Genomic DNA, 23,740 nt, shown 5'->3' with positions numbered 1-23,740 from the left:
AAAGTTTACTATCATTAGCAATTTTGCGAATTATGATTTTGAACGATCCATGCTGTTGTAATATAGACAGAAGCTTTGTTTTTGAAACATTTCATTTATATTGAAAGATTTCATACATTGCGTCAAAGCTAATCTTTTACGGGTAAATCGTTCATACTAGGTTGTGCAAAATGCTCTAAAATTAGGAGGTTGCAAGCATGAGCTTGTACCAGTTAGGTGATGAGCAGCAGGCTTCGCTGCAAAAAATTCGCAAACGTGTTATAGAAGCTATAGGTAAAAACATGGACCTGTATGGGATCACTTTGTCTGCGGGGCATTTATACGGTTTGCTTTTTTTTGCGGATAAACCGATGACGCTGGACGAGATGGGCCGTGAAATGGAAATGAGCAAAACGAGCATGAGTACAGGAGTTCGAACATTATTGGATCTGAAAATGGTAAATAAGGTATGGAGCAAGGGCTCACGCAAAGACTTGTATGAAGTCGAATATGACTGGCATCAAACCTTCACTGATTTCTTCGCTATTAAATGGAGAAAAGCGGTAGAAACAAATTTACTGGTGTTGCGCAAAGCCATTGATGAGCTGGACAGATTGATGAATCAGGGGGAAGAGTACGAGGAATTTAAGGCGATTCTTCAGCAAGATCGTATGAAAATGAAGCAGGCCGTCGCTTATTACAAGTGGCTAGACCGACTAATTGACTCTATGGAAAGCGAAGAAATTTACAAGCTGATTCCCAAAGAAGAAGTTCGGGATTAATCGCTATTTCTCTATCTTGTTTATAAAAATGCCGGAGCGCAAAAGTGCTTCCGGTATTTTTTGGTTTGGCCGTGTGCAAAGGGTATAATAGAGATATGTAAAGATTGATATTATACCGTTGTGTTGAACATACGAAATAAAGGAGGCTTCATGATGGAGAGTATTACAGTACATACTCGTTTAGGTCAATTACGTGGGGAAACGGGGAATGGATATCATGTATGGAAAGGTATCCCATATGCACAGCCTCCTGTTGGAAAACTACGTTTTCACGCGCCCCAGCCTTTGGAGTCTTGGGAGGGTGTACGGGCTGCGACGAGTTTTGGGCCAATCTGTCCGCAACCTATGCCATCCGCTGAAAGCATGACTGGAAATCTGGTGGAACCGCCTGAGCAGTCAGAGGATTGCTTATACCTGAACGTTTGGACACCTGCTTCGAAGGCACCTGAGAAGGGACGCCCAGTGATGGTGTGGATTCATGGCGGTGCCTTTGTCACGGGGTCCGGGATTATACCTTTATATGACGGGGAACGCATGGCGAAGAGTGGCGATGTTGTGGTTGTTACGATCAATTATCGATTAGGGCCGTTAGGATTTTTGCATCTGACTCCAAAGGGAGATGGCCTGACCTCTAATGCGGGACTGCTGGATCAGATCGCTGCGCTGGAATGGGTTAGGGATCACATCTCTGCCTTTGGCGGTAACTCGGACGAAGTAACGGTGTTCGGTGAATCGGCAGGGGCGATGAGTATTGCCGCTTTATTGGCGATGCCAGCAGCTGAGGGACTGTTCCAGCGTGCGATTTTGCAGAGTGGTGCGTCGCAGGTATTGTCAACTTCACAGGCTGAACAAGTGACGGCTGTGTATCTGCAGCAGCTGGGTGTGGACACTCAGCATCCAGAACGGTTGTTTACGCTGCCGACAGATGCGCTGATGCTAGCTATGGCGAAGACGCATGAAGTCATCGGACCAGGGATGGCGATGATCTATCAACCCGTTGTGGACGGTGTGACCTTGCCAGATGTACCGCTGTCTGCAATCGCGCAAGGTTCAGCAAAGCAGGTATCCGTTTTGATTGGAACGAACTTGCATGAGGGGGCCTATTTCATCCGAAAAGAATCCCATCTAATGAACAAGTCAACAGCGAGTCAGGCATTGGAGATGATGACGGGCATGTCAGACATCGGCGACCTGATAGAACCATTTCCGGTTACGATTGAGGGACAGGCACAAATGTTGACTGATCTATTTTTTTGGCGTCCTGCATTGGCTCTTGCTGTTGCGCAGTCGGCGCATACGCCTGTATGGATGTATCGTTTTGATTGGACATTGCCGGGGCATCCTACCTTTGGACAAGCGGTTCACGGTGCCGAAATTGCGTTTGTTTTCGATAATCTGGAGTTGCTAGGTAAGCTTGGATTAGAGATTCAACCGTCGATGCAAAAGCTGGCTCAAGCTATGCAGCAGGCATGGGTTGCTTTTGCACGTGATGGGAAGCCTGTGCTGTCTGAGGGGGCTTGGCCGATGTACGACAGGGAAGAGCGGACTACAGCTATTTTCCATCAGGATATTAAAGTAGAGCAAGACCCCGAAGGAGATAGACGCCGTCAATTAACCGGTCAGATGACCCTATAAGTAGACAAGAGAGAGAGAGCATCCTAAGAACTCTAATGTAAAAAGCCTTCGCCCGTAATTTGTATACGGACGAAGGCTTTTGTTAGTCATAAGATGTATTGCTGTTCATTCTTACTTGCATGAAATTGCAACGATGCAATGTGTAAGTTAAATCTTAAATCGCTTAACCAGCTGTTGCAAATCCTGCGCCATGTTGGACAACTCCTGAGACGAAGATGCGATTTCCTCCATGGCCGCCATTTGCTCCTGAGCGGCAGCAGATGTTGTCTGTGAACTGTCCGCTGAATTGCGAGACAGACTTGCCAAATGGGTGACAGTAGCGGAAACTTCCTCTGTACTGGCTGAGATTTGTTCAGCTGCAGCGGATACACTTTGAATTTGTTCCACGATATGAGATGTAGAGCGTTCAATATTCGTAAATGCACCTTCTGCATCTTGGCTAATACGTAATCCTTCACCTACCTGGTTACGAACATTACCGTTCATGGTAGCGGTGGAGCGTTGAATCAAATCGAGCATCTGAGTAATGATCTGACTGATGGAATCCGCGCTTTCCTTGGATTGCTCAGACAGCTTGCGTACCTCTATAGCGACTACGGCAAATCCACGCCCGGCTTCGCCTGCTCTGGAAGCTTCAATAGACGCGTTCAGAGACAACAAATTGGTTTGCTTGGCAATGGCGGCAATAGCTGTATTCATCTGCTTCGCATCGTCTGAGAGCTGGGATAGCTCATCCATCAGGCTAGCTGTTTGGCTTACAGCTTCCAGAATACGGTCCATTTGTGTCCGCACATGGCTGATCATTTGACTGCCTTGTGCCACATCATGCTCGGTTTGTCCTGCTGAATCCACGATGGAGCTTGCCGATTCGGCAATGGTGCTGACACCCTTCGCCATTTCTTCAACGGCATTAGCGGTTTGCTCGGATGCCTCGGCGCTGGTGGCTGCATTTTCTGCGGATTCCATAACCGTTTCCGCTACGTGTTGTACGGACTCCGTCGTTTGCTCTGTACTTTCCTTGATCATCAGAGAAGAGGAAGCAAGTCGGGAGGACGTTTGATTGACCTCGGAAACCATCGTATGCAAGGAATGCGTCATCTGGTCAAAATTCTGTGCCAGTTCGCCGAACTCATCCTTGCTGGATAGATTAACACGTTCGGTCAGATTTCCGTCACGGACGATGCGTGTTCCTGCTTGCAGCTTGCGCAGCGGAATTAAGAACGAGCGGACCATAAGCACAATGATGATTGCAGCGGCAAGTATGGAAATGACAATCACAATCAGGCTTTGCTTCAGAATCGGTTGGGCTGCATCACTGTAATCCTCCAGATCCGACAGTGCGATAATGTTCCAACCGGTGAGAGGGTCCTTAAGTGTAAAGGCCAGCATATCTCGATTCATAAATTGAATTTGCGACATGGAAGGAGTATCATTTTCGACGGTTGTCGCCACTTCGGGAAGTCCCTCTATGGCGTCAGCAGGTTTTTTGCCTGCCTTGTTAAAGGCTGTTCCAGTCCCAGATACAACTTTATGTTCAGAATCAACAATAATGAGTCCTCCGCGTTCACCAATCTTAACAGACTGCAGACTTTCACCCATCTTGTCCAGATTCAAAGCCAATGAAACAGCTCCTTCACCGTCCTCCAGCGTTCCCGATATATTAACGACTAAATTCCCTGTCGTGACGCTGGCAACTGGAACACCGACGAATACCTTGCCCTTTTCCAGCATTGCATTTTTGTACCATTTTCTCTCCCGGGGGTCATAATCGTCCTCCTGTTTTTTCGGCGAACGTATGTATTGCCCTTTCGCATTGCCGAGAAGCGCGGCATCTAGCTCGGGATGAGCCTTGACGATGACATCCAACTTTTTCTGAAGGGCCTCTTGGTTGGTACCAATGGAATCAGATTTGATTTCAGTGGTAAGCACGTCCAGGTCTTTCATAATGGGCGCTACATACTGATTGACATTGCTTCGGATCAGATACAGATTCGTGTATACGGAACCGCCCATTTGCTGACTGAGTTGTGTCGTAGCCCCCTGATAGGAAAAGTACCCGATAAGTACGCTAGGAATCAATAACACAGCCAAAAAAGATATTATTAATCTTGTCCTCATTAAATAAAACTGCTTGAGAAACCTGTTCCACCACGGAACTGTTTGTTTTGTTTTAGTCATAGTTATTGCTCCTCTGTGTCTGATGATCACTACATTGTTTTATTCGACAGAAACCGACGAATTTTATAGATGTAATCTTTGAGAAACGAGGAATAATTGCTTGTTTTAGACACTTTTTTCGGAAAATAGGTCTAAAGAACTATGATTTATATGAATACGAATACATAAAAAGCCAAATCAGAGATGCAAAAGCATCTTCACGATTTGGCTTGGGTGAGTCATGAAAGGGACATTGAACTGTTAATTTTTTTGCTGACGTGAAATCATAAAGAGCGTAATCCAGATGAGCATAAAACCAGTCAATTGCGCTACAGTGACAATTTGCTGAAATGCGATCCAGTTAATCACGACACCAACCATGGGAAAGCTTAATTCTGCCATCGTAGCATAAGACGCTTTGGTCGTACTTAAGCCTTTGTAATACAACAATAAGCTAAGAAGACCCGGAAGCAATGCCTGCAATAGCAGATTGATAATCACAGCTGCGCCCGCCCATGTACCGGCAGGCATATTCCATGGCGCATGCTCTACAGAGGTGAGGACAATCAGCAGAGGGAGCGCGACCATGAAGCGGAGGGAGGTTACCGTTTCATATTTCATTGAACGAAGCAAGTAACTTCCCATGACTGTCGAACCGCCCCACAGAACTGCTGCACCGAGTGCAAGTAGACTACCGACCTGGACAAAATCACGAACATGTCCGAAGGGGAGCGACCAACCGAAGGTCAGAAGATACGTCCCGAACAGAGCGACGACAATTAATAATCCAAAATGACGCGGCAACATTTCCTTCAAAATAATACGAGCTAGAATAATAGCGACCAAGGGTTGAAGCTTCTGGAGTAAGAGTACAGCATTCAAATCACCATTGCTGAGTGCCATGGTGAAAATTACGCTGGCCAGAGCCGAGCCACCCCACGAGACGAACAAAATAGCGAAAACTTGACGAAGCCGTACCGCTTTGAGCTCCTCACGATGCTTCCACAACATCGGTGTCAGAGCGAGGAAAAGCAGCACATGCTCCATTAGTACAATTTGTGTTGAGGTAAATGACTTTAACAAAATAATACGAAACAGCGGGTCTGCGCCCCACAAGGCTGCTCCAATTGCGACCAGCCAAAAACCACTTTTCATGTGGGAGCTACGATCAAAACCTTTGGATGTTAGTACAGTAGAAGATTGACTCATACTCAATTAGCTCCTTGCGAATACAGGACCGGTGGCACAAAAACCCCCGTCCATGGCGAAAGGCCATGCAAGACGGGGGTTGATCAAATAAACTTGCCGCTTTACGCAAGTTAAATGAAGTTACTGCAAAACCAATAACGCAGTATTCATCCACTTCGCGGCATGTTGATATTTCGATCTTCTTCCATCCGGACTTTACCGTCGGCTTTGGCATCTCACCAAATCAGTCCGTATCCTGTTGCCAGATACAGAGTCGCGGGCTTAGCTCCATGAGCCATACCGCCGGTTGGGAATCTCACCCTACCCCGAAGATCCTTATTCCGTTTTTAATTTCTCCTATAGGATATACCTGTTTTAGAATGAAGTCCAGTGAAAAATGTGTGTATATCGAACAATGATTTTCATCTGTTTTTTGAAAGCGCTCTACGAAATTACATATTACGAGGTAATATCCTTATACTCAATACCTCGAATCGCCGCATAAGCCACAAGCATTCCCAGTATAGAGAAGCCGATTTGCACGGGGGCAATGGAGCTAAGGGTAGCGCCGTTATTATTGGAGAAAAGCAATGCTACAATCAGGATTGAGGTCACAATGGTGGTGGGTACAGAGTATCTTCGCATCCCCATATACAGCGGAACCAGTCCCATAAAGCTGGCAGCAACGGCATTGATTAACGTCCGTGCTGATTGTTGCCCCAGTATGGAAAGAGTAAGGTTATCCGGTACAATCAAAACAAACTGGTTGAGCAGATGAATAGCAGCCGTAATGATTATTTCCGAAATAATAATGGACAAGAACGTGAACAGTAATACGACCAAGAGTTTGGCGATCATCAGCTTTTGACGATGAATCGGATACATGAACAAGATCGTAATCGATTTGGACTTAAATTCCCCGACGATAAAGCGGCATAGGAGAACGGAAGCAAACACAATAAATGTAGCTCTTACAAAATTGTCTATTAGATCCAATAGTTGAGTGTACTGTGTGAATTCAGGTATTCCTTCACTTTGACTTTCCAGCGCAATAACACAGAGCAGCCCAAGAATGCATGCATTGGCGATCAGTGCTGAACGGATATAACCCGTCAGATGAAATTTTTTCAGCTCCAACTGCATCAATTTAAGCATGGAGATCACCTCCGTTTAACAGGCGAAAAAAGTAGTCTTCCAGCGTGCTGCTTTTCTGATGAATGGAATCCACCTCTATATCATTTAAGATGAGCGTCTTCGTAATTTGTTTCTGCGGTACATTTGTATCGTAAATACGTATACTCTGTTCATTTATCACCTTTATATTATTCAGGCTCAAATGATGGGAGAGGACGTAGGCCGCCTTCTTACAATCGTTGGTCGTAAATTCGATGTATTCCGTATTGGTTTCCCGCACCTGCTCCATCGATACTTCCTCAATCAGTCGTCCGTGATTAATCACGCCTACCGTATCCGCAATCTGCTCTATTTCCGCTAAAATATGACTGGACACGAGCAGGGTCATCCCATATTCCTTGCATAACATGTGGAATAGTTGGCGGATTTCCTTGATTCCCACTGGGTCCAGACCATTAATGGGTTCATCCAAAATGAGTAGCTCTGGCTTAGTCGCAATAGCGCGGGCAATCCCGAGACGTTGTTTCATTCCTAGCGAAAAATCCTTTACCGGCTTGTCATCTGCATTTCGCAAATTCACTAATTCCAGGGCATCCCGAACAGCCTGCTTATTATAGTAGCCCATGTATTCACAATGAAGTTCGAGATTTTGCTGTGCCGTCAGCCTGTCATAAAAAATCGGGTATTCAATAATCGAACCCATCCGTCCGAGCAGATGATACGATTTTGGCGTTAATTTCTCACCGAATAATTCAATTTCACCCGATGTCGGCTTGAGTAAATTCGTAATCATTTTCATCATCGTCGTCTTGCCTGCCCCGTTAGGACCGAGAAAGCCATAGGTTTCTCCCTTGCGCACATTCATACTGACTCCCGCTACAAGTTCGTTGCCCTTCAGGGCCTTTGTCAACTGATGTGTACGTATTACGTAAGTCATGGGTGTTCTCCCTTCGTATACTGCTGATAATTCAAGGATAAAGGGCGAAATGTTCATTTTTCTTTCGTGATTCTTACAAATTTATTAAGTTAAGCATGTTTAGTTCGACTAATAGTTGATTTTCTTCAATGTAAAAGAGAAGACCGTCCGCTCATATGGTCTACTAGTTAATTGAATTTCTCCGTTCATCGCTTCAACCAGGCGTTTGGCAATCGTAAGGCCCAGTCCGCTGCCTTGTACCGCCTTATTGCGGGAGTCCTCCAGTGTGTACATGCGTTCAAAAACCTTGTCCTGCTCAGATTCCTGTATGCCTTTCCCACGATCCCATATCTCGATACACACCGTATCCTGCTGTTCCGATAGAGCCAGACCCAGCGTCCGTCCGTCTGCCCCGTAGCGAATGGCATTCGAGATCAGATTGTTCAGTACCCGCCCAATCGCTCCTTCGTTCCCCAAGGCATGAATGGGGTGCTCTGGGATCTCAATATGCACAGTAAACCCCTGTGCGGTCAGCAGGTCATAAAACTCCAAAATGCTGCGTCTGCACAGTTCTCCCACTTCCAGTCGAGTCAACGGAATATCCGTATCATTAGCCTCCAGCTTCGCCAAGCTAAAAAAGCTGCCGATCAGCTCAATCGCCTCGCTTGTCTTTTGATGAATTTTGGATAGCAGCTTTATACGTTCTTCTGGCAAAATAGTCGGATCGCCATCCAGCATCTCGGCATATCCAAGCACAACCGTAAGCGGGGTCTTGAGATCGTGGGAAATGTTCGAAATCATTTTGCGCATAGCGATTTGGCTACGGTTGTAATCTGCAGACACTCTGAGATTCAAGTCCAGTAGTCGGTTAATTTCCGTCATGAGTCGTTGCAGTTCAACGTCACCTGTGACATATAGCAGTTTTTCCGCATGATTCACCGTCACGATCCGCTCTAGTAGGGTTCGGATATCCTTTATTTTGCGCTTATAGGCCACACGCTCCCGCCAAAGCCATACTATAACGATTGACATGATGAGGACGATAATCCATTGAGAAATGTTTTCGATGTTCATATCAACCATTCTCCCATTTGTAGCCAATGCCCCATAGCGTTTTAATGTGGACAGGATGAGAGGGATCTTCTTCGATTTTCTCGCGCAGGCGGCGAATATGGACGTTAATCACGTTCTCGTCGCCCATATAATCGTCTTTCCAAATAAATCCGTATAATTGTGCTTTTGTAAATACTCGATTCGGATTGGCTACAAACAGCTTCAAAATATCGGACTCTTTGGCTGTTAGCTGAATTTCATTTTCATTGCGTATGACTGTAAAATGATCAAAATCAATGCGCAGACTGCCGTAGGTCAAAACTTGTGCTTGCGGCTGTTCCTCCTGCTGTTGCTGACGGGCATATGTAGTAGATCTGCGGATCGCGGACTGAATACGAGCGGTCATTTCCAGCATTGAAAAAGGTTTGGCAACATAATCGTCTGCCCCAAAGCCCAGTCCAAGCGCTTTATCCACATCGCTGTCCTTGGCTGACATAATCAGAATAGGTACGGCGCTGTGGGTACGGATTCGGCGGATCACCTCCATACCGTCCACCTTCGGCATCATCAAATCCACCAGTACCAGATCATAGGTATGACGTTCAAAGGCAAGAAGCCCCTCTTCCCCGTCATAGGCAGTGGTTAGACTGTATCCTTCCTTAGTGAGTGCTTTGAGTAGCATTTCGGCGATGGATAGATCGTCTTCAATAAGTAAAATATGTTGTGACATAGGTGTGGAACACCCCTAATTTTTAGATTAAGCTCGCGTGACGAACTGTACCTGAATTATATAGAGCAGTGGAGGGGATTTCCATAAAAAATATCCAAAGGGAAAATTAATGTGTCTGGTAATATATCATTCCCCTATATTATACTGAAAGAGTTTATAATCGGATGTTTGGAATACGGTGTTATAATATCCGGGACATGCCTCATGTGAGAGATTAGGTATGTCGAATCACGCTGCGGTACAGGACCGTCAATAAAGGAGAGCAACGATGTTTGTTATACGAGGAACACAAAAACTGCTGAAGGAATGGGAGACTGAACCACTTCAAGTTGATATTTATCCGCCTTTGAATAGTTGGCATGCCAGCTTGTTTTTACTTAATCGAAGAAAAAATATAGTGTTTATGCATGATATATCCCGCTTAAGCATCACGCTTTTTGGGATCAAAAAATCGCAGTACAACAACCTGCCAGTTCTTTTTGTGCAAGCTTTGAAGGAATTAATGATCAGTGAATGCTTTGATGAACAGATTGTAAAGGCATACACACAGGAAGGCGAGCAGATGCTGGCTACGACGACGAATAGTCATAGTGTAATGGGAACCTTGGATGAGATTATTTTTATCATGAAGGAACTGGATATGGAGCATGGGTGCGAGCTGGAAAAAAACCAGTGGAATAACCGGATTGTTTTTAAAACTGTTGAATACAAGTACCCTGTTGATGTTTTTAAAGAAATGCTAGAAAAGCATTATAAACTAGAGAGTATTTGAGAAATTTATGATTTTACCGAAATTAAGTTCCATTTATTCCCTCTGTCCTATATAATCTAATATAGTTCTAAAAGACTATATAAAGAGAGGTAAGGGGTAAATGAAAATTAAATTAAGAAATAAAACTGGAATGATCAAGGAACGCAAAGTAGGTTTTTCATGGACTACGCTCTTTTTCGGTTTTTTCCCTGCGTTGTTTAGAGGGGATTGGAAGTGGGCAGTTATTATTTTTCTGGTGTCGATCCTTACGAGTGGGGCGTCCAACTTTGTATTTTGCTTCATCTATAACCGCTTACATATTAATGATCTGCTGTCCCAAGGCTATGGTCCTGCTACTAAGAAATCCCAAGCTATCCTGATTTCTAAGGGATTTATTGCTGAAAATTACGCTGCTAACTTTGCAGGTTAATTTGAGAGCTGCTTGTTAAACGAGACGTATCAAAAGAGCATCCACCAAAGTCCATGCGGGCGGGGAATGCTCTTTTTTTATAACTCACATGATAGCAACGCTTGCGATGAAATGAATCATAGCGCAATAAGCGGCACACTTTGGTAAAATAAAACGATACAGGGTTTGGCACCATCGGTCAGACTTATAAAACTGGGGGTACATAACGAAAGATGAAGAGGATTATTGATATAGCCAAAGAAGCAGGAATTGAAGAAGAACATTTGGAGACGTATGGAAAATATAAAGCGAAGCTGAATCCGTCCCTGTGGGAGCAGTTAAAGGATCGCCCGAATGGAAAGCTGGTGCTGGTTACGGCGATGAATCCCACACCGGCGGGAGAAGGAAAAACGCTGACAACCATCGGGCTGTCACAGGCGCTGAATGCGCTGGGGCATAAAACCGTTGCTGCGTTGCGTGAGCCGTCCCTTGGCCCTTGCTTCGGCATGAAAGGAGGAGCAACCGGGGGAGGACAAGCCCAGATTGTTCCGGCAGAAGACATTAACCTGCATTTTACAGGTGATATTCACGCGATTTCAGCTGCGCATAATTTGCTGGCAGCGATGATCGATAACCATTTGTTTCATGGAAATGCTTTGCGGTTGAAACCGGAGCGGATCGTGTGGAAACGCGCTGTCGATATGAACGACCGGAGTTTACGAAATATTGTGACCGGATTGGGGTCAGGTAATGGAGCGGTGAGAGAAAGTGGCTTTCTGATTACCTCGGCTTCAGAAGTGATGGCGGTATTATGTTTAAGTGAAGATATGGACGATCTTAAAGTGCGATTGGGTCGGATGGTGATTGGTTATAACGAAGATGGCGAAACGGTAACAGCTGAGGAACTACATGCGGTGGAAGGTATGGCTGTGCTGCTTCGGGAAGCATTGAAACCCAATCTGGTGCAAACGTTGGAGGGAACTCCAGTTATTGTGCATGGCGGACCTTTTGCGAATATTGCGCATGGATGCAGTAGTTTGATCGGTACGAAGCTGGCCCTGAAGCTGGGAGAGGTGGTCGTTACGGAGGCTGGATTCGGGGCTGAGCTGGGGGCAGAAAAGTTTTTTGACATCAAGTGCCGTCAATCCGGTTTGCAGCCAGATGCGGCTTTGTTGGTCGTAACCGCCAAAGCGCTGAAATATAACGGCGGTGTAGCTAAAAATGAGCTGGACGCAGAAAATCTGAAGCAATTGCAACTTGGATTAGCCAACATGAACCGGCATGTACGGAATTTGCAAAAGTTTGGCGTGCCAGTACTGGTAGCGGTCAACCATTTTGTAACAGATAGCGAGGCCGAGCTGGAACTAATATTCTCGGAATGCCGCAAGCTGGGTGTACCCGCAGAGCTGTCACAGGTGTGGGCACAGGGAAGCCAAGGGGGAGAAAAGCTAGCCCAAAGCCTGCTCAACCTGCTCCAGGAGGACAAAGCCCATTTTGCACCATTGTATGAGCATACACTTGATTTGCAAGCGAAAATTAGTGTCATTGCGAAGGAACTTTACGGTGCGGCAGAGGTAGCTTACACTCCTGCGGCCAAACGGGCGTTGGCCGGTATGGAGCAGCTTGGTTTTGGACAACTGCCTGTATGCATGGCCAAAACGCCGTATTCTTTCTCAGATCAACCTTCTCTGCTAGGTGCACCGGAGGGCTTTATCATTCACGTGTCCCGCGTTTCTTTGTCCGCAGGGGCAGGCTTTGTGGTCGTGGAAACAGGCAATACTATGACGATGCCAGGTTTGCCCAAATCCCCAGCAGCTGAGCATATGTCGCTGGAGGCAGATGGGAGCATTCAAGGTCTAATGTAGTATCTTTAGAAAAATGGCAACTTCTTAAGATGAAGTGCCGAGCAGTTTGGGCAGTGCAGTAAGCAATTTTTGCCGGGTCATGGCATCGCTCCAGTTCCAGCGGTCAGCTTCTACGAAATATACCCGACCTTGACGTACAGCAGGAAGACTGCGCCAGAGAGGGCTGCTGATCATGCGTTCCAGCGTATGTTTGGATTCTGGAGCTGTTGGGACAAGCATAAAAATGCGGTCCCCGGCGTAATCAGGTAATTCGTTCGGATCTATTTCCGCGAAGCCTTGTTCCGCGTCAAGCACCTTTTGGATCGGCTCAACGGGCTGAAAGCCCTGTGGGTGGTAGAGGGCCGACGAGAATCCAGACATACCCATGACAAAGAGCCGATCACCATGATCGAAGATGAAGACGGAGGCCGTTTCTCCGGCTGTGATTTGCGTACCGAGCTGCTGCCACATTGCCAGATTGCGGGCTGTAAAGGTAGACAACCAGCGTTCGGCCTCCCGCTCCTTACCGAGCCAGGCGCCAAGTGTACGCATCCGTTCCTCCAGCGTGGCGAAGGAGTTGAAGGTAACGGTTGGAGCGATACTGGCAATGCGCTCATATTCCTGTTCATCCGAATTGGCGATGATAATTAGATCGGGATCAAGAGCGCTGGTCAAGCGAATATCCAGGGGAAGGCCCACATCGGCGACATTCACAAGACGATGTTTATAGACGCTGTATTCACTGAGCCGCAGACTTCCACCGATGGCTTTGGTCCCTAATGCCAATAGATCGCCCATCGTTTCTCCATGATAGATGATGCGGCTTGCTCGGCGCGGAATGTGAATATGGTGACCCGTCCAATCCTTGACGCGCACAGAACCGGAGACAGAAAGTGCGTACTTGCCAGGGGGAATCCCGGTCATTTGCCTAAACCGTCGATTAAAATAATATTCGTCAGAGAAACCAACCTGACGGGCAATTTCACGTAAAGGCCGTTTGCATTCCAGCAGCAGCCGCTTGGCATGGTTCAAGCGCAGCTCAGTGAGGTAATGCAGCGGCTTTTTGCCTGTAATTTTACGGAACAATTGGGAGTATTGCCATATGGAAACGTTCGCTTGTTCAGCGAGCTGCTTGACGGTAATGGGCTTTTCATAGTGGTTTTCCATATATGAAAGGGTACCTTCCACCGATGCTGGCAATGCCGGATTAGAGGTATTATTTTGATCAATATGGGTGTGGTCTTCCTGCCACAGCAAGAGCAACTCTTGAAACATGATTTGCTGCCGTAATACAGATGTTTGGTTATGCGACTGTACCGTTTGTTGGGTACTATGAAATAACTCTTCAGTCAACTGAATAAGTTTGGAGGAAGAAGAGGAGGCAATGTATTCGCGTGGTCCCGGCAGGACAGGTTCATGATATAGGGATGGCATACGTGCTGCGTGTTCAGGCAAGGCCATGTCCGCTTGTAGTTCTGATGGCAAAGCGATGACCTCAAACGTGATTTTGTAGTATTCGGGTACAGTTCCATTCAGGGGAGCGATTTGATAGGATTCACCTGGAGCTAGCCAATACCCATGACCTGTATGGGATAGATACTGCTCTGGGCCAATGTCCACCATACCTGTCCCACCGATGAATATAAGAAGACAGTGATATGAATTGGGACGTGATAATAATTCATCGGTAGGCTCACCAACCAACGCAATTTCTTTAAAATGAAAAAGCAGTGAGCTGAATGGGGGAGGATATACGGACGACGGAGACTGGTTCACGGTATTGCTCCTTTTATTGAGAATGGTTATCATGTATGTATAAGTATACCTCCTTTAGGTTCAACAAAAAAGAAGCCTATCAACAAGTGTCGATAAGCTTCTCCAATTTTTATTTGATGAGCTTGGGCAATTCCTCCAGCAGCCATTCTCGAGTGGAAGCATCACTTTCAGTTTTGCCAATATCCTGAGTGTACACACGTCCCTGTTTGACAGCAGGAAGCTGGAGCCACAGCTTGCTTTTCATTAACTGTTCGGTGGATTGTTGGGCTTCTGAACTTGGTGTTCTTAGTATGAAAATCCGATCTCCAGCGTATTGTCCGATCACTTCCTGAGATATTTGTACAAATCCTTTGTCCTCATCCAGTGCTTTCTGAATAAGAGGAGTAGGCTTGAAACCATTCTTTTCATACAGTATTTGTGACAGTCCTGTCCGTCCCATTGCGAATAAACGGTCACCAGGATAGTAGGTAAACACTGAAGCAGTTTCCCCCGCCTTAACACCCTCTGCGTGAAGCTTGGTCCACATCTCCGCTTCCTTTATTTTATATTGGGCAAGCCAATCTTCAGCAGCCTTTTTCTTATTCACAATGTCTCCGAGATGCAGCAAACGTTCGTTTAACGGGGCAAAGGTATCGAACATAATTGTAGGTGCAATTTTTGTTAACGCTGCGTATTGTTTTTCATCTGTATCGGCGGTAATGATCAGGTCAGGCTGTAGTTCCAAGGTTTTTTCCAAATTAATCGGGAACCCCAGATCGGCCACGTTCTGAACCTGCTTCTCATAAACCTTGCCTTCAATCATAGAAGTCGATGTACCTATAGCTTGTACGTCTAAAACCAATAGATCCCCATAGTTTTCTCCGAAGTAAGCAATGCGCCCAGGAGTCGTGGGAATGTTCACTGTATGTCCCTTATAGTCTGTGTAGTCACGAGTTGTGGCAGCTTCCGATGTTTTTGTAGATGCTGTTGTGTTGCTGCTTGCAGTCTGATTGTCAGATGCGCCGCATCCCAGCAGCAATGCCCCCATAAGAAAGAAAAGGCAGATCAGAGCAGTGTATTGTCGAGTAGAATTTTTGTTGATTGTCGAGTTCTTGTTGGTCATAGCAACCTCCGTATAATAGAATGATTCAGAATTTTATAAATGAGAATTATTATCACAAAAGCAATGATAAGCGCTGGACCCTCAATACTCAATGGACAAACTTGGTCAATGAATCCGATTTTGTACAAAATAATTCTCATGTGTTCTTAGCCCATTTCAGGTTTTTCAAATTTTATTGATTTGTCATTTTTTATGGTATAGAATATCGTTTTTATACATTTGAAAGGGGTTTTGAAATGGCATTGTTTATTACATATGTTTTACTAGGTTTCTCTATAGCACTACCTGTAGGTACAATTACGGTTGAAAGACGAAGCAAGGGCTAAAGAATGGATTCATGCATGGATGGATTGTGGGCCTTGGGGGGGATGACCGTCGATTTGTTATTAATCATTGGTTTATATTTTGGTCTGGCCTCTGTTTTGTCATTATCTGTTGTACAGGTGATCATGTGGCTCATTGGAGCTATATTTTTGTGCTACGTGGGGTACGACAGCATTAAAAATGCGGATCATGATATTGCACTGGAAGGAGAAAAAAAGACGAAATCATTATTTTCTTCCTATAAAAATGGACTGCTTGTAGCTGTTTCACCGGGGAATTTAGTGTTCTGGGTGAGTGTTTTTGGGACTGTGCTGGCAAGCTCATTTGATCAGTCAAATACAAGTCAATTCTTGGTTGTTGGCTTAGGTATTTTGTTTGGTATTCTTATCCATGATTTAGGCTTGATGGCCCTTGTTGCGACAACACGAAAAGCGATGAATCGAACCGCCATCAAGTGGGTCACGATCAGTGCTGGTGTGGTCTTGATCGGTTTTTCTTTTTATTTCCTGTATGAATTTATGATCACTCTCCAAAAGATTTTATAGCATTACACAAGGATACGTTCAAGCTTGTCATGCCAGTCTGCATAAATCGAACAAGTCCTTCATAGACATGTACTAATTCATTTAAAACATGTGCTGAAGGGGTTGATGACATGCGCCGGATTTCATGGATGCTTGCCATGGTCATGTGTGTAACGCTGCTACTGGCCGGGTGCGGCAAGAAGAGCGCGGACGATGTGGTTAAAGATTTGAGTGACGTGGTGAGCGACCTGAACAGCTACCACGGTACAGCTTTGATGACGCTGCATACCGGCGACACGCCGCAGGAATACAAGGTTGATATTTCCTACCGCAAGCCGTCCTATTACCGAATTGCCATGACGAACGAGAAAAAGGATGTTACGCAAATTGTGCTTCGTAATGATGAGGGTGTATTTGTACTGACACCCAGCCTGAACAAAAGCTTCCGTTTCAAAAGCGACTGGCCAAACAATCAGGGTCAAGTATATTTATATGAAACGTTGGTTCGCAGCATTATCGGCGATGCCTCCCGTCAGTTGGCTACCGACGATAAATCCTATGTGTTTGATGTGGCAGCGAATTACAACAGCCATGCGCTGGTGAGACAAAAGATATGGCTGTCCAAAAATGACTATGCACCGACTCAGGTACAGGTGTCTGATGCGAATGCCAAGGTAGTTGTTGATCTGAAATTCGATCAATTTGCTTTTGATACGAAGTTTGACAAGGACTCTTTTGATATGGAGCGGAACATGGCTTCAGGTAAGACGAGTACGGGTAGCGAAGGGGCGCCATCTTCCGGAGCAGTGGAGCCCAGCGGTCAGCTTGATCCTTCCGGTGCGATAGATGGGACGACTGGCGTGACGTCTGGCGAACCCGGACAAGAGCAGGGAACAGCAGGGGATGCAGTCCAGCAGCCGTCAGGGGAAGCGAAGGTGGACGGTACTGCCACAAATGATACGTCCAAACCGGACGCAGCAGCCAACGCAGATGCGCAGCAACAAACCCCGGGCACATCGGATGCCGCAAACGGAACGTCAGCGGGAACAGATGCGGCAGAAGCTGTGATGGGTGAGTTCGGCTTAATCGAACCGTCCTACACGCCAGCCGGAGTACAGATCAAGGATACGCCGGAGCTGGAGGATAATGGTACACATGCCGTGATGCTGCGGTATAGTGGAACGTATAATTATACCATTGTGGAGGCGCGTCCAAAAGATCGGGCAGTCGCACTAGCCGCAGGCGAACTGGTTGATATTGGAGGAAGCTTTGCCGTTCTGACCGGAGGCGAACAGCAGACGATGACCTGGATGAATGACGGAATCGAGTTCAGAATCACCAGTGCTGACCTGCCTGTGAGCGAAATGATACAAATTGCCGCTTCTATACAGGATCAATCGGGTAAATAAAACTTTATAGACGGATGCAGACGGTCTAGAGTGTAAAAATGCTCTGCTGCCGCCCGTATCCGTCTTTTGTTCATTCGCGGTCTAGGATGTGCACCGCTTGTATGTCGTGTTCATTGTAGAGGATGCAGGCAAACGTCTCCTGCCATTGACAGCCACGTTTTTGAACATTACCATTAACCTTTGGAAGCAAGAACTTTGCCACACTCCGAATGGTAAAAGGTTATGTTACAGGCTAACAATTGAAGAAGGTGACTGGATTTGCAAGCACAATACAGATCGACCCGGGCCGAAATCAACCTGGATCACCTTGGCGCCAACTATGAAGCTTTTCGCAAGGCATTGCCAGCGGATAAGCTGATACTGGTCTGTGTCAAGGCTAATGCCTACGGACACGGTGCCGTGGAAATTTCAAAGGAATTGGAACGCCTTGGTGCGGATTATTTGAGCGTCGCTTTTCTGGATGAAGCGTTGGAGCTTCGTCATGCGGGGGTTCAGCTACCGATTCTTGTACTCGGCTATACCTCACCGGAAGCTGTACAAACGGCTTGGGAGCATGATATCTCATTGACTGTGTTCAGTGAAGAAGTGCTGGAGGGTATCCGCAGACTGGACCGCCAAGGAAACGAACGCAAGTTGAAGGTGCACATCAAAATAGACAGCGGCATGGGAAGACTGGGTTTGCTGCCTGGAGAAGAGGCTATGGCTTTTGTCCGGCAAGCTCACGAATTAGAGCAAGTGCTGCTGGAAGGCATGTACACCCATTTTGCCCGCGCGGATGAAGAAGACAAAAGCTATACACTGCTACAATATGATCGGTTTCGGGGCGTGGCGGAAGCGCTAAGGGAACAAGGTATTACCATTCCCATTATACATACGGGCAATAGCGCCGCCACCATTGATACCCCTTCTCTTTCCCCCAATATGGTGCGGATTGGTATCAGTATATACGGTCTGTATCCGTCTGATGAGGTTAATCGGCAAGCCATTGAGCTGCTGCCTGTATTGTCATTGAAGACGGCGGTGGTTTACACCAAAACGCTTCCTCCCGGCTGGGGAGTTAGTTATGGCACCCGGTATGTAACCTCCAGTGAAGAACGGATCGGTACACTGCCAATCGGCTATGCGGATGGATACTCCCGCATGCTGAGTGGGAAGATCGAAGTGTTGATACGCGGTCGCCGCGTCCCGGTACTCGGTACGATTTGCATGGACCAGTGTATGGTATCCTTACAATCTTTCGCAGAAGATGCGGAAGAAATCCAAACCGGCGAAGAGGTTGTTCTCATCGGCCAGCAGTCCGGCGAAACTATCGCGGCGGATGAGTTGGCATCCAAGCTTGGTACGATCCACTATGAGGTGATCTGCATGATCGCAGATAGGGTACCGCGTGTATACACACGAGGTCATGTTCCTGTTGTTCGAGTGAACTCGCTTCTTCCAACCCGCTGGAATTAATTTCATAACGCAAATTACCGAATAAAAGCAGGAGTTTTCGCAGAACGTCCCGAAATATGTACAAAGGAAAGAAAAGAGCGCTATAACTGTCAAAAGACGCATCAGGCTCCGCTGACACTTGTATTTCGGGGATCAAACGCCTGTACGAAAACGAACTGCGTAGTTTATAATGGAATGCAGCATAGATGATATACGAATATCATATACATTCTCTTGTATTCCGTTTGAATAAATTACCGGGAATAACGTTATAATGGTACAATGGCGACAAGGTTTTGGGGGTGGAAGAGAAGTTGGCCAATTTGCAGAACACCAAAAGAATAATGATCAGTTTGCCAGATCATCTCTTGCAGGAAGTGGACGGGATCGTAGCTATGGAAAATTCCAACCGCAGTGAATTTATCAGGCAGGCCATGAAGCTGTATGTAGGCGAACGTAAAAAACGTTACATTCGTGAAGCTATGCAGCGTGGATACATGGAAATGGCTAAAATCAACTTAACCATGGCATCCGAAGCCTTTCACGCGGAGGAAGATGCAAACAGCACCTTGGGCCGTACAGTTAGCGGGGTGTAATCCATATTGATCGTAAAGCGCGGCGACGTTTTTTTTGCAGACCTTTCACCCGTAGTCGGTTCCGAGCAAGGTGGCGTCAGACCTGTGCTGATCATTCAAAATGATATCGGCAACCGGTTTAGTCCTACTGTGATCGTAGCAGCTATCACCGCTCAGATTCAGAAGGCAAAGCTGCCTACACACGTGGAAATCGACGCGGCGACGCATGGCTTTGATCGTGATTCTGTTGTTCTTCTGGAGCAAATTCGGACGATCGACAAGCAAAGGCTTACCGACAAAATCACCCATTTAGATGAAGAAACCATGCGCAAAGTGAGCGATTCGCTACAAATCAGTCTCGGTTTGATTGATTTTTAGCGTGATGGAACGACGAGTGAAACGGGAAAAGGGCAGCGCTTGGGCGCTGCCCTTTTGCGTGTCCAATGAAAAATGCAGGTAGGGCTTGCTTTAACGTCACCTGCTGGCGCTTTGAATCTTTTTTTGTGATAATGAAAGACATGGTGTACGACAAGAGCTGTGAGGAAGAAGGGATAGGTTTGTCTAACGAGGAAACGAAGACGGAAATCCGGCAGGAGCCGAACGAAGCAGAACGCCAAGAGCGGATTGTCAAACAAGTGGCGAGAGAGCTGTCGCTGGCACTCAAGCAAATCCGGACAACGATCAGTTTGTTGGATGAAGGGAATACAATTCCTTTTATCGCGCGTTATCGTAAGGAAATGACAGGAGAGCTGGATGAAAATCAGCTGCGTGAAATTGAAGATCGTGTGGTGTATTTGCGTAATCTGGAGGATCGTAAGGTAGAGGTCATCCGCATTATTGATGAGCAGGGCAAGCTGACGGAAGACCTGCAGACTGCTATCACCTCTGCGGTTAAACTTCAGGAAGTGGAGGATCTGTATCGTCCGTATCGGCAAAAACGCAAAACCCGCGCCAGTGTAGCGAAGGAACGGGGACTGGAGCCGCTGTCCATCTGGATCTGGAGCCAGCCGAAACAGGGCGATGCTCTGAAAGAAGCCGAGTCTTATGTTAATGCGGAACTGGGAGTGGACAGCGCCGAGGCGGCCATCCAAGGAGCCTTGGACATTTTAGCTGAAAATATAGCGGATGATGCGGCTATTCGCCAATGGGTACGCCGATATACGCTGGACCATGGTATGTTGACCTCCGAAGCGAAGGACGCGGAGCAAGAATCCGTGTATGAAAACTACTACAGCTATCGTGAGCTCGCTAAGAAAATGCCACCTCACCGTATTCTGGCAATTAATCGCGGGGAGCGGGAAGGCATTCTTAAGGTTGGTCTGGAGGTGGCGCCAGATTCCATTTACAATTACGTGGCTGGCCAAGTGATTAAAGGATCGTCTGTCGTGCAAGATCTGCTGCGCAGTGTCATTGAGGATGCGTATAAAAGACTTATCGCGCCATCTATCGAGCGTGAAGTACGCGCTGAAATGACGGAGAAGGGCGAGCAGCAGGCCATCTCCATCTTTGCAGGCAACTTGCGCAGCCTGTTGCTACAGGCTCCGATCAAGGGCCGACGTGTGCTCGGTGTCGATCCGGCCTATCGGACAGGCTGTAAGCTGGCGGTTGTCGATGACACCGGCAAGCTGCTCGAAGTGGCTGTAACGTATCCGACACCGCCGAATAACAAGAAGCGCGAGGCTGCTGAAAAGTTCAAGCAGCTAATTGCCCAATATGGTATCGAATTGATTGTCATTGGTAACGGAACCGCTTCGCGCGAGACAGAGCAATTTGTAGCGGAAGTCATTGCGGACATTGGTGACAGCAGTCTAGCGTATCTGATCGTCAATGAGGCGGGCGCGAGCGTATACTCTGCCTCCAAGCTGGCACAGGAGGAATTTCCCGATTTGGACGTGGCTGAGCGCAGTGCGGCTTCCATCGCACGTCGTGTGCAGGACCCGCTGGCTGAGCTGGTCAAGATTGAGCCGAAGGCTATTGGTGTAGGCCAATACCAGCATGATGTGTCGCAGAAACATCTGGATGAAAGCTTAAAGGATGTTGTCGAATCAGCCGTTAACCATGTCGGTGTGGATGTGAACACGGCTTCCTCTGCGCTGTTATCCTATGTAGCGGGGATCAATGCGACGATTGCCAAAAACATCGTTAAGTACCGTGAGGAAAACGGTAAATTCAGCAGCCGTCGTCAGTTGCAGAAGGTGCCGCGCCTTGGTGCAAAAACCTACGAGCAATCTGTAGGCTTTATCCGTATACCGGGTGGAGAAAATCCACTGGACCGTACACCGATTCACCCTGAATCGTATGCTGTCGTAGACCGCCTGTTAGCGGAACTGGACATCAGCGCCCACGATCTGGGTACTAAGACTGCAATGGAAGCACTGAGCGTGTCCAACATTGACGAATTGGCTGCAAAGCTTGAAGTCGGCGTGCCAACACTGAAGGATATTCTGGACAGTCTCCAGCGTCCGGGCCGTGACCCGCGTGACGAGCTGCCGTTGCCTGTATTCCGCAAGGATGTGCTGAAGATCGAGGATCTCTCACCAGGTATGGAGCTTCAGGGAACCGTCCGCAATGTCATTGATTTCGGCGCATTTGTCGATATCGGTATTAAAAGTGACGGGTTGGTTCATATTTCACAGCTGCGCAGTGGCTTCGTAAAGCATCCGATGGATGTCGTATCTGTCGGTGATAACGTGACGGTGTGGGTGTTAAATGTTGATTTGAAAAAAGGCAGGGTTGGTCTGACGATGAAACCTCCTGCAGAGGCGCAATCGCAGGCATAATACTTTAAATAAAGCTGTACAACCTTCTTGTGAAGGTATAACAAAAGCCGGAATCTCCGAACTGCATCGGAGATTCCGGCTTTCATTTTTGGATGCCTTAGCTTCTAACCGTTGTTGGCATCGAACTCCACGCCAGGTGCTTTATGATAAAAAAACCAACAATCGTTCAACAGTTTAATTTGGCGCCGGTCCTTTTTGTAAAAGGCCCGCATGAGCTGGTTGCTGAGCCATTGAGGCAAGCCGATCTCCTCCTCTGCGTTACTTCTGTATGTTTAGCATATGGGGTGGGTACCTAAAGTGTGCTTATGAATTGGGGGTTAGACTTCGGCCGTTATTTTATAATATGCTTGTCAGTAAGGAGCAAAGGAGGAGAGACCGGAAGGATGGAGTCTAAGTCCCTGAGCAATTCAATGAACCATTCTATGAACCGTTCTATGAGTAATGAAGAGCTTCAAGAATGGGTAGAGCGCATTTCGCTGGAGAGCTTCGGCGTGCCGTTTCGACATCAAGCCACCTTTAATGCGCGCCTGTCTTCCACAGGCGGTAGGTATTTTATGAAAAGTCATCATATTGAAATTAATCCACATCAACTCGCAGCTTACGGACGTTCTGAGGTGGAGAAAATTATTAAGCATGAGCTGTGCCATTATCATTTACATTTGCGAGGGATGGGCTATCAGCATCGAGATGCTGACTTCAAAGCATGGCTTGCCCGTGTAGGAGGGAGCAGGCATTGTCAGACTCTGCCAGGAAGAACGGAAGGTAAGCCTCAGCCTTATCGTTACAAGCTAGTATGCGTTTCCTGTAAACAGGAGTATATGCGCAAGCGTAAGATGAATCCTCAGCGGTATCGCTGTGGGAAGTGTGGAGGTAAGCTTCGCCTGTTGGCACTTGACGGAACCCCCTGAATCATGGTAAATTAACCATACTGTATGATAATTTACAGTAATGTTCCCTGATAGCTCAGTTGGTAGAGCACTCGACTGTTAATCGAGTTGTCACAGGTTCGAGTCCTGTTCGGGGAGCCATGGAGAGGTACCCAAGTGGCTATAAGGGGACCCTCTGCTAAGGGGTTAGGCTGCGAAAGCGGTGCGAGGGTTCGAATCCCTCTCTCTCCGTTGGTATTTTAAGCAGAAAAAGGACGCTCGTATGCATTGTAATGATGCTTGCGAGCGTCCTTTTCGTCTATATCTGCTTTGAGAATAACGGTGGACTGAAATCGTTTAAATGGAGAGGCG

Annotated in this window: 20 protein-coding genes, 2 tRNA genes, 1 pseudogene and 1 riboswitch; of the genes and pseudogenes, 14 read left to right on the top strand and 9 right to left on the bottom strand. The window is 46.9% G+C overall.

The features are described 5' to 3' along the window. Positions 1–197: 197 nt before the first annotated feature. On the top strand, positions 198–761 hold the full coding sequence (locus BM358_RS04820; protein WP_028543060.1) for a GbsR/MarR family transcriptional regulator: 564 nt from the start codon (positions 198–200) through the stop codon (positions 759–761). A gap of 153 nt (positions 762–914) precedes the next feature. Next, positions 915–2,396 carry a carboxylesterase/lipase family protein gene (locus BM358_RS04815; protein ID WP_028543059.1) on the top strand — a complete coding sequence of 494 codons (1,482 nt, stop codon included), beginning with the start codon at positions 915–917 and terminating at the stop codon, positions 2,394–2,396. A 147-nt stretch (positions 2,397–2,543) separates the two neighbouring features. Here BM358_RS04815 and BM358_RS04810 read toward each other — a convergent pair whose 3' ends face one another. From BM358_RS04810 to BM358_RS04785, 6 genes are all read right to left on the bottom strand, one after another. After that, positions 2,544–4,574 carry a methyl-accepting chemotaxis protein gene (locus BM358_RS04810; protein ID WP_028543058.1) on the bottom strand — a complete coding sequence of 677 codons (2,031 nt, stop codon included), beginning with the start codon at positions 4,572–4,574 and terminating at the stop codon, positions 2,544–2,546. Between the two features lie 240 nt (positions 4,575–4,814). Next, positions 4,815–5,762, bottom strand: a complete 948-nt coding sequence (locus BM358_RS04805) for a DMT family transporter (RefSeq protein WP_023987584.1) — start codon at positions 5,760–5,762, stop codon at positions 4,815–4,817. 172 nt (positions 5,763–5,934) lie between these two features. After that, a riboswitch (FMN riboswitch) is annotated at positions 5,935–6,079 on the bottom strand. Between the two features lie 121 nt (positions 6,080–6,200). Continuing rightward, positions 6,201–6,896, bottom strand: a complete 696-nt coding sequence (locus BM358_RS04800) for a hypothetical protein (protein ID WP_023987585.1) — start codon at positions 6,894–6,896, stop codon at positions 6,201–6,203. Further along, positions 6,889–7,812 (bottom strand): ABC transporter ATP-binding protein, encoded by a 924-nt coding sequence (locus BM358_RS04795; RefSeq protein ID WP_028543057.1) that lies wholly within the window; start codon positions 7,810–7,812, stop codon positions 6,889–6,891. Before BM358_RS04795 ends, BM358_RS04800 begins: the two co-directional genes overlap by 8 nt. A gap of 108 nt (positions 7,813–7,920) precedes the next feature. Continuing rightward, positions 7,921–8,865, bottom strand: coding sequence for a sensor histidine kinase (locus tag BM358_RS04790; protein WP_049828512.1), 945 nt, complete (start codon positions 8,863–8,865; stop codon positions 7,921–7,923). Between the two features lies 1 nt (position 8,866). After that, on the bottom strand, positions 8,867–9,574 hold the full coding sequence (locus BM358_RS04785) for a response regulator transcription factor (protein ID WP_023987588.1): 708 nt from the start codon (positions 9,572–9,574) through the stop codon (positions 8,867–8,869). Positions 9,575–9,842: 268 nt separating this feature from the next. Between BM358_RS04785 and BM358_RS04780 the strand changes: the two genes are divergently transcribed. The 3 genes from BM358_RS04780 (at position 9,843) to BM358_RS04770 (ending at position 12,599) form a co-directional block, all read left to right on the top strand. Then, positions 9,843–10,346 (top strand): DUF6933 domain-containing protein, encoded by a 504-nt coding sequence (locus tag BM358_RS04780; protein WP_028543055.1) that lies wholly within the window; start codon positions 9,843–9,845, stop codon positions 10,344–10,346. Positions 10,347–10,446: 100 nt separating this feature from the next. Further along, positions 10,447–10,755, top strand: coding sequence for a hypothetical protein (locus BM358_RS04775; protein ID WP_013309242.1), 309 nt, complete (start codon positions 10,447–10,449; stop codon positions 10,753–10,755). 212 nt (positions 10,756–10,967) lie between these two features. Further along, on the top strand, positions 10,968–12,599 hold the full coding sequence (locus tag BM358_RS04770; protein ID WP_028543054.1) for a formate--tetrahydrofolate ligase: 1,632 nt from the start codon (positions 10,968–10,970) through the stop codon (positions 12,597–12,599). 24 nt (positions 12,600–12,623) lie between these two features. Here BM358_RS04770 and BM358_RS04765 read toward each other — a convergent pair whose 3' ends face one another. Continuing rightward, on the bottom strand, positions 12,624–14,354 hold the full coding sequence (locus tag BM358_RS04765) for an ABC transporter substrate-binding protein (protein WP_028543053.1): 1,731 nt from the start codon (positions 14,352–14,354) through the stop codon (positions 12,624–12,626). Between the two features lie 109 nt (positions 14,355–14,463). Beyond that, complete coding sequence (locus BM358_RS04760; RefSeq protein ID WP_028543052.1) at positions 14,464–15,456, bottom strand: ABC transporter substrate-binding protein; 993 nt, start codon at positions 15,454–15,456, stop codon at positions 14,464–14,466. A gap of 236 nt (positions 15,457–15,692) precedes the next feature. Here BM358_RS04760 and BM358_RS04755 point away from each other — a divergent pair. From BM358_RS04755 to BM358_RS04730, 6 genes and pseudogenes are all read left to right on the top strand, one after another. Beyond that, a pseudogene (locus tag BM358_RS04755) lies at positions 15,693–16,325 on the top strand (LysE family translocator). A 110-nt stretch (positions 16,326–16,435) separates the two neighbouring features. Continuing rightward, entirely contained in the window at positions 16,436–17,713 is a 1,278-nt protein-coding gene (locus tag BM358_RS04750) for an outer membrane lipoprotein-sorting protein (RefSeq protein ID WP_028543051.1), read from the top strand. A 258-nt stretch (positions 17,714–17,971) separates the two neighbouring features. Further along, entirely contained in the window at positions 17,972–19,168 is a 1,197-nt protein-coding gene (gene alr, locus BM358_RS04745; protein WP_028543050.1) for an alanine racemase, read from the top strand. 293 nt (positions 19,169–19,461) lie between these two features. Next, positions 19,462–19,743, top strand: a complete 282-nt coding sequence (locus BM358_RS04740) for a CopG family ribbon-helix-helix protein (protein WP_007429334.1) — start codon at positions 19,462–19,464, stop codon at positions 19,741–19,743. A 6-nt stretch (positions 19,744–19,749) separates the two neighbouring features. Continuing rightward, positions 19,750–20,100, top strand: coding sequence for a type II toxin-antitoxin system PemK/MazF family toxin (locus BM358_RS04735; protein ID WP_007429335.1), 351 nt, complete (start codon positions 19,750–19,752; stop codon positions 20,098–20,100). A 179-nt stretch (positions 20,101–20,279) separates the two neighbouring features. Next, positions 20,280–22,502 (top strand): Tex family protein, encoded by a 2,223-nt coding sequence (locus BM358_RS04730; RefSeq protein WP_028543049.1) that lies wholly within the window; start codon positions 20,280–20,282, stop codon positions 22,500–22,502. 104 nt (positions 22,503–22,606) lie between these two features. Here the strand turns inward: BM358_RS04730 and cmpA are convergent, their stop codons facing one another. Continuing rightward, positions 22,607–22,741 (bottom strand): cortex morphogenetic protein CmpA, encoded by a 135-nt coding sequence (gene cmpA, locus BM358_RS04725; RefSeq protein WP_007429337.1) that lies wholly within the window; start codon positions 22,739–22,741, stop codon positions 22,607–22,609. 144 nt (positions 22,742–22,885) lie between these two features. Between cmpA and BM358_RS04720 the strand changes: the two genes are divergently transcribed. From BM358_RS04720 to BM358_RS04710, 3 genes are all read left to right on the top strand, one after another. Next, the gene (locus BM358_RS04720; protein WP_049828511.1) at positions 22,886–23,410 is read left to right on the top strand and encodes a SprT family protein; all 525 of its coding nucleotides are present in this window, start codon (positions 22,886–22,888) and stop codon (positions 23,408–23,410) included. 44 nt (positions 23,411–23,454) lie between these two features. Continuing rightward, positions 23,455–23,530 (top strand) — tRNA-Asn (locus BM358_RS04715). Between the two features lies 1 nt (position 23,531). After that, positions 23,532–23,620: transfer RNA gene (locus BM358_RS04710), tRNA-Ser, on the top strand. Positions 23,621–23,740: the final 120 nt, after the last annotated feature.

This window comes from Paenibacillus sp. cl130 (genome assembly GCF_900116035.1).
Taxonomy (GTDB): Bacteria; Bacillota; Bacilli; order Paenibacillales; family Paenibacillaceae; genus Paenibacillus; species Paenibacillus polymyxa_B.
This window is presented reverse-complemented; position numbering and strand designations above follow the sequence as displayed.

Excerpts from the sequence above, each read along its gene's own strand:
- BM358_RS04820 (WP_028543060.1), top strand. The coding sequence starts at position 198 with ATGAGCTTGTACCAGTTAGGTGATGAGCAGCAGGCTTCGCTGCAAAAA.
- BM358_RS04815 (WP_028543059.1), top strand. The coding sequence starts at position 915 with ATGGAGAGTATTACAGTACATACTCGTTTAGGTCAATTACGTGGGGAA.
- BM358_RS04810 (WP_028543058.1), bottom strand. The coding sequence starts at position 4,574 with ATGACTAAAACAAAACAAACAGTTCCGTGGTGGAACAGGTTTCTCAAG.
- BM358_RS04805 (WP_023987584.1), bottom strand. The coding sequence starts at position 5,762 with ATGAGTCAATCTTCTACTGTACTAACATCCAAAGGTTTTGATCGTAGC.
- BM358_RS04800 (WP_023987585.1), bottom strand. The coding sequence starts at position 6,896 with ATGCTTAAATTGATGCAGTTGGAGCTGAAAAAATTTCATCTGACGGGT.
- BM358_RS04795 (WP_028543057.1), bottom strand. The coding sequence starts at position 7,812 with ATGACTTACGTAATACGTACACATCAGTTGACAAAGGCCCTGAAGGGC.
- BM358_RS04790 (WP_049828512.1), bottom strand. The coding sequence starts at position 8,865 with ATGAACATCGAAAACATTTCTCAATGGATTATCGTCCTCATCATGTCA.
- BM358_RS04785 (WP_023987588.1), bottom strand. The coding sequence starts at position 9,574 with ATGTCACAACATATTTTACTTATTGAAGACGATCTATCCATCGCCGAA.
- BM358_RS04780 (WP_028543055.1), top strand. The coding sequence starts at position 9,843 with ATGTTTGTTATACGAGGAACACAAAAACTGCTGAAGGAATGGGAGACT.
- BM358_RS04775 (WP_013309242.1), top strand. The coding sequence starts at position 10,447 with ATGAAAATTAAATTAAGAAATAAAACTGGAATGATCAAGGAACGCAAA.
- BM358_RS04770 (WP_028543054.1), top strand. The coding sequence starts at position 10,968 with ATGAAGAGGATTATTGATATAGCCAAAGAAGCAGGAATTGAAGAAGAA.
- BM358_RS04760 (WP_028543052.1), bottom strand. The coding sequence starts at position 15,456 with ATGACCAACAAGAACTCGACAATCAACAAAAATTCTACTCGACAATAC.
- BM358_RS04750 (WP_028543051.1), top strand. The coding sequence starts at position 16,436 with ATGCGCCGGATTTCATGGATGCTTGCCATGGTCATGTGTGTAACGCTG.
- BM358_RS04720 (WP_049828511.1), top strand. The coding sequence starts at position 22,886 with ATGGAGTCTAAGTCCCTGAGCAATTCAATGAACCATTCTATGAACCGT.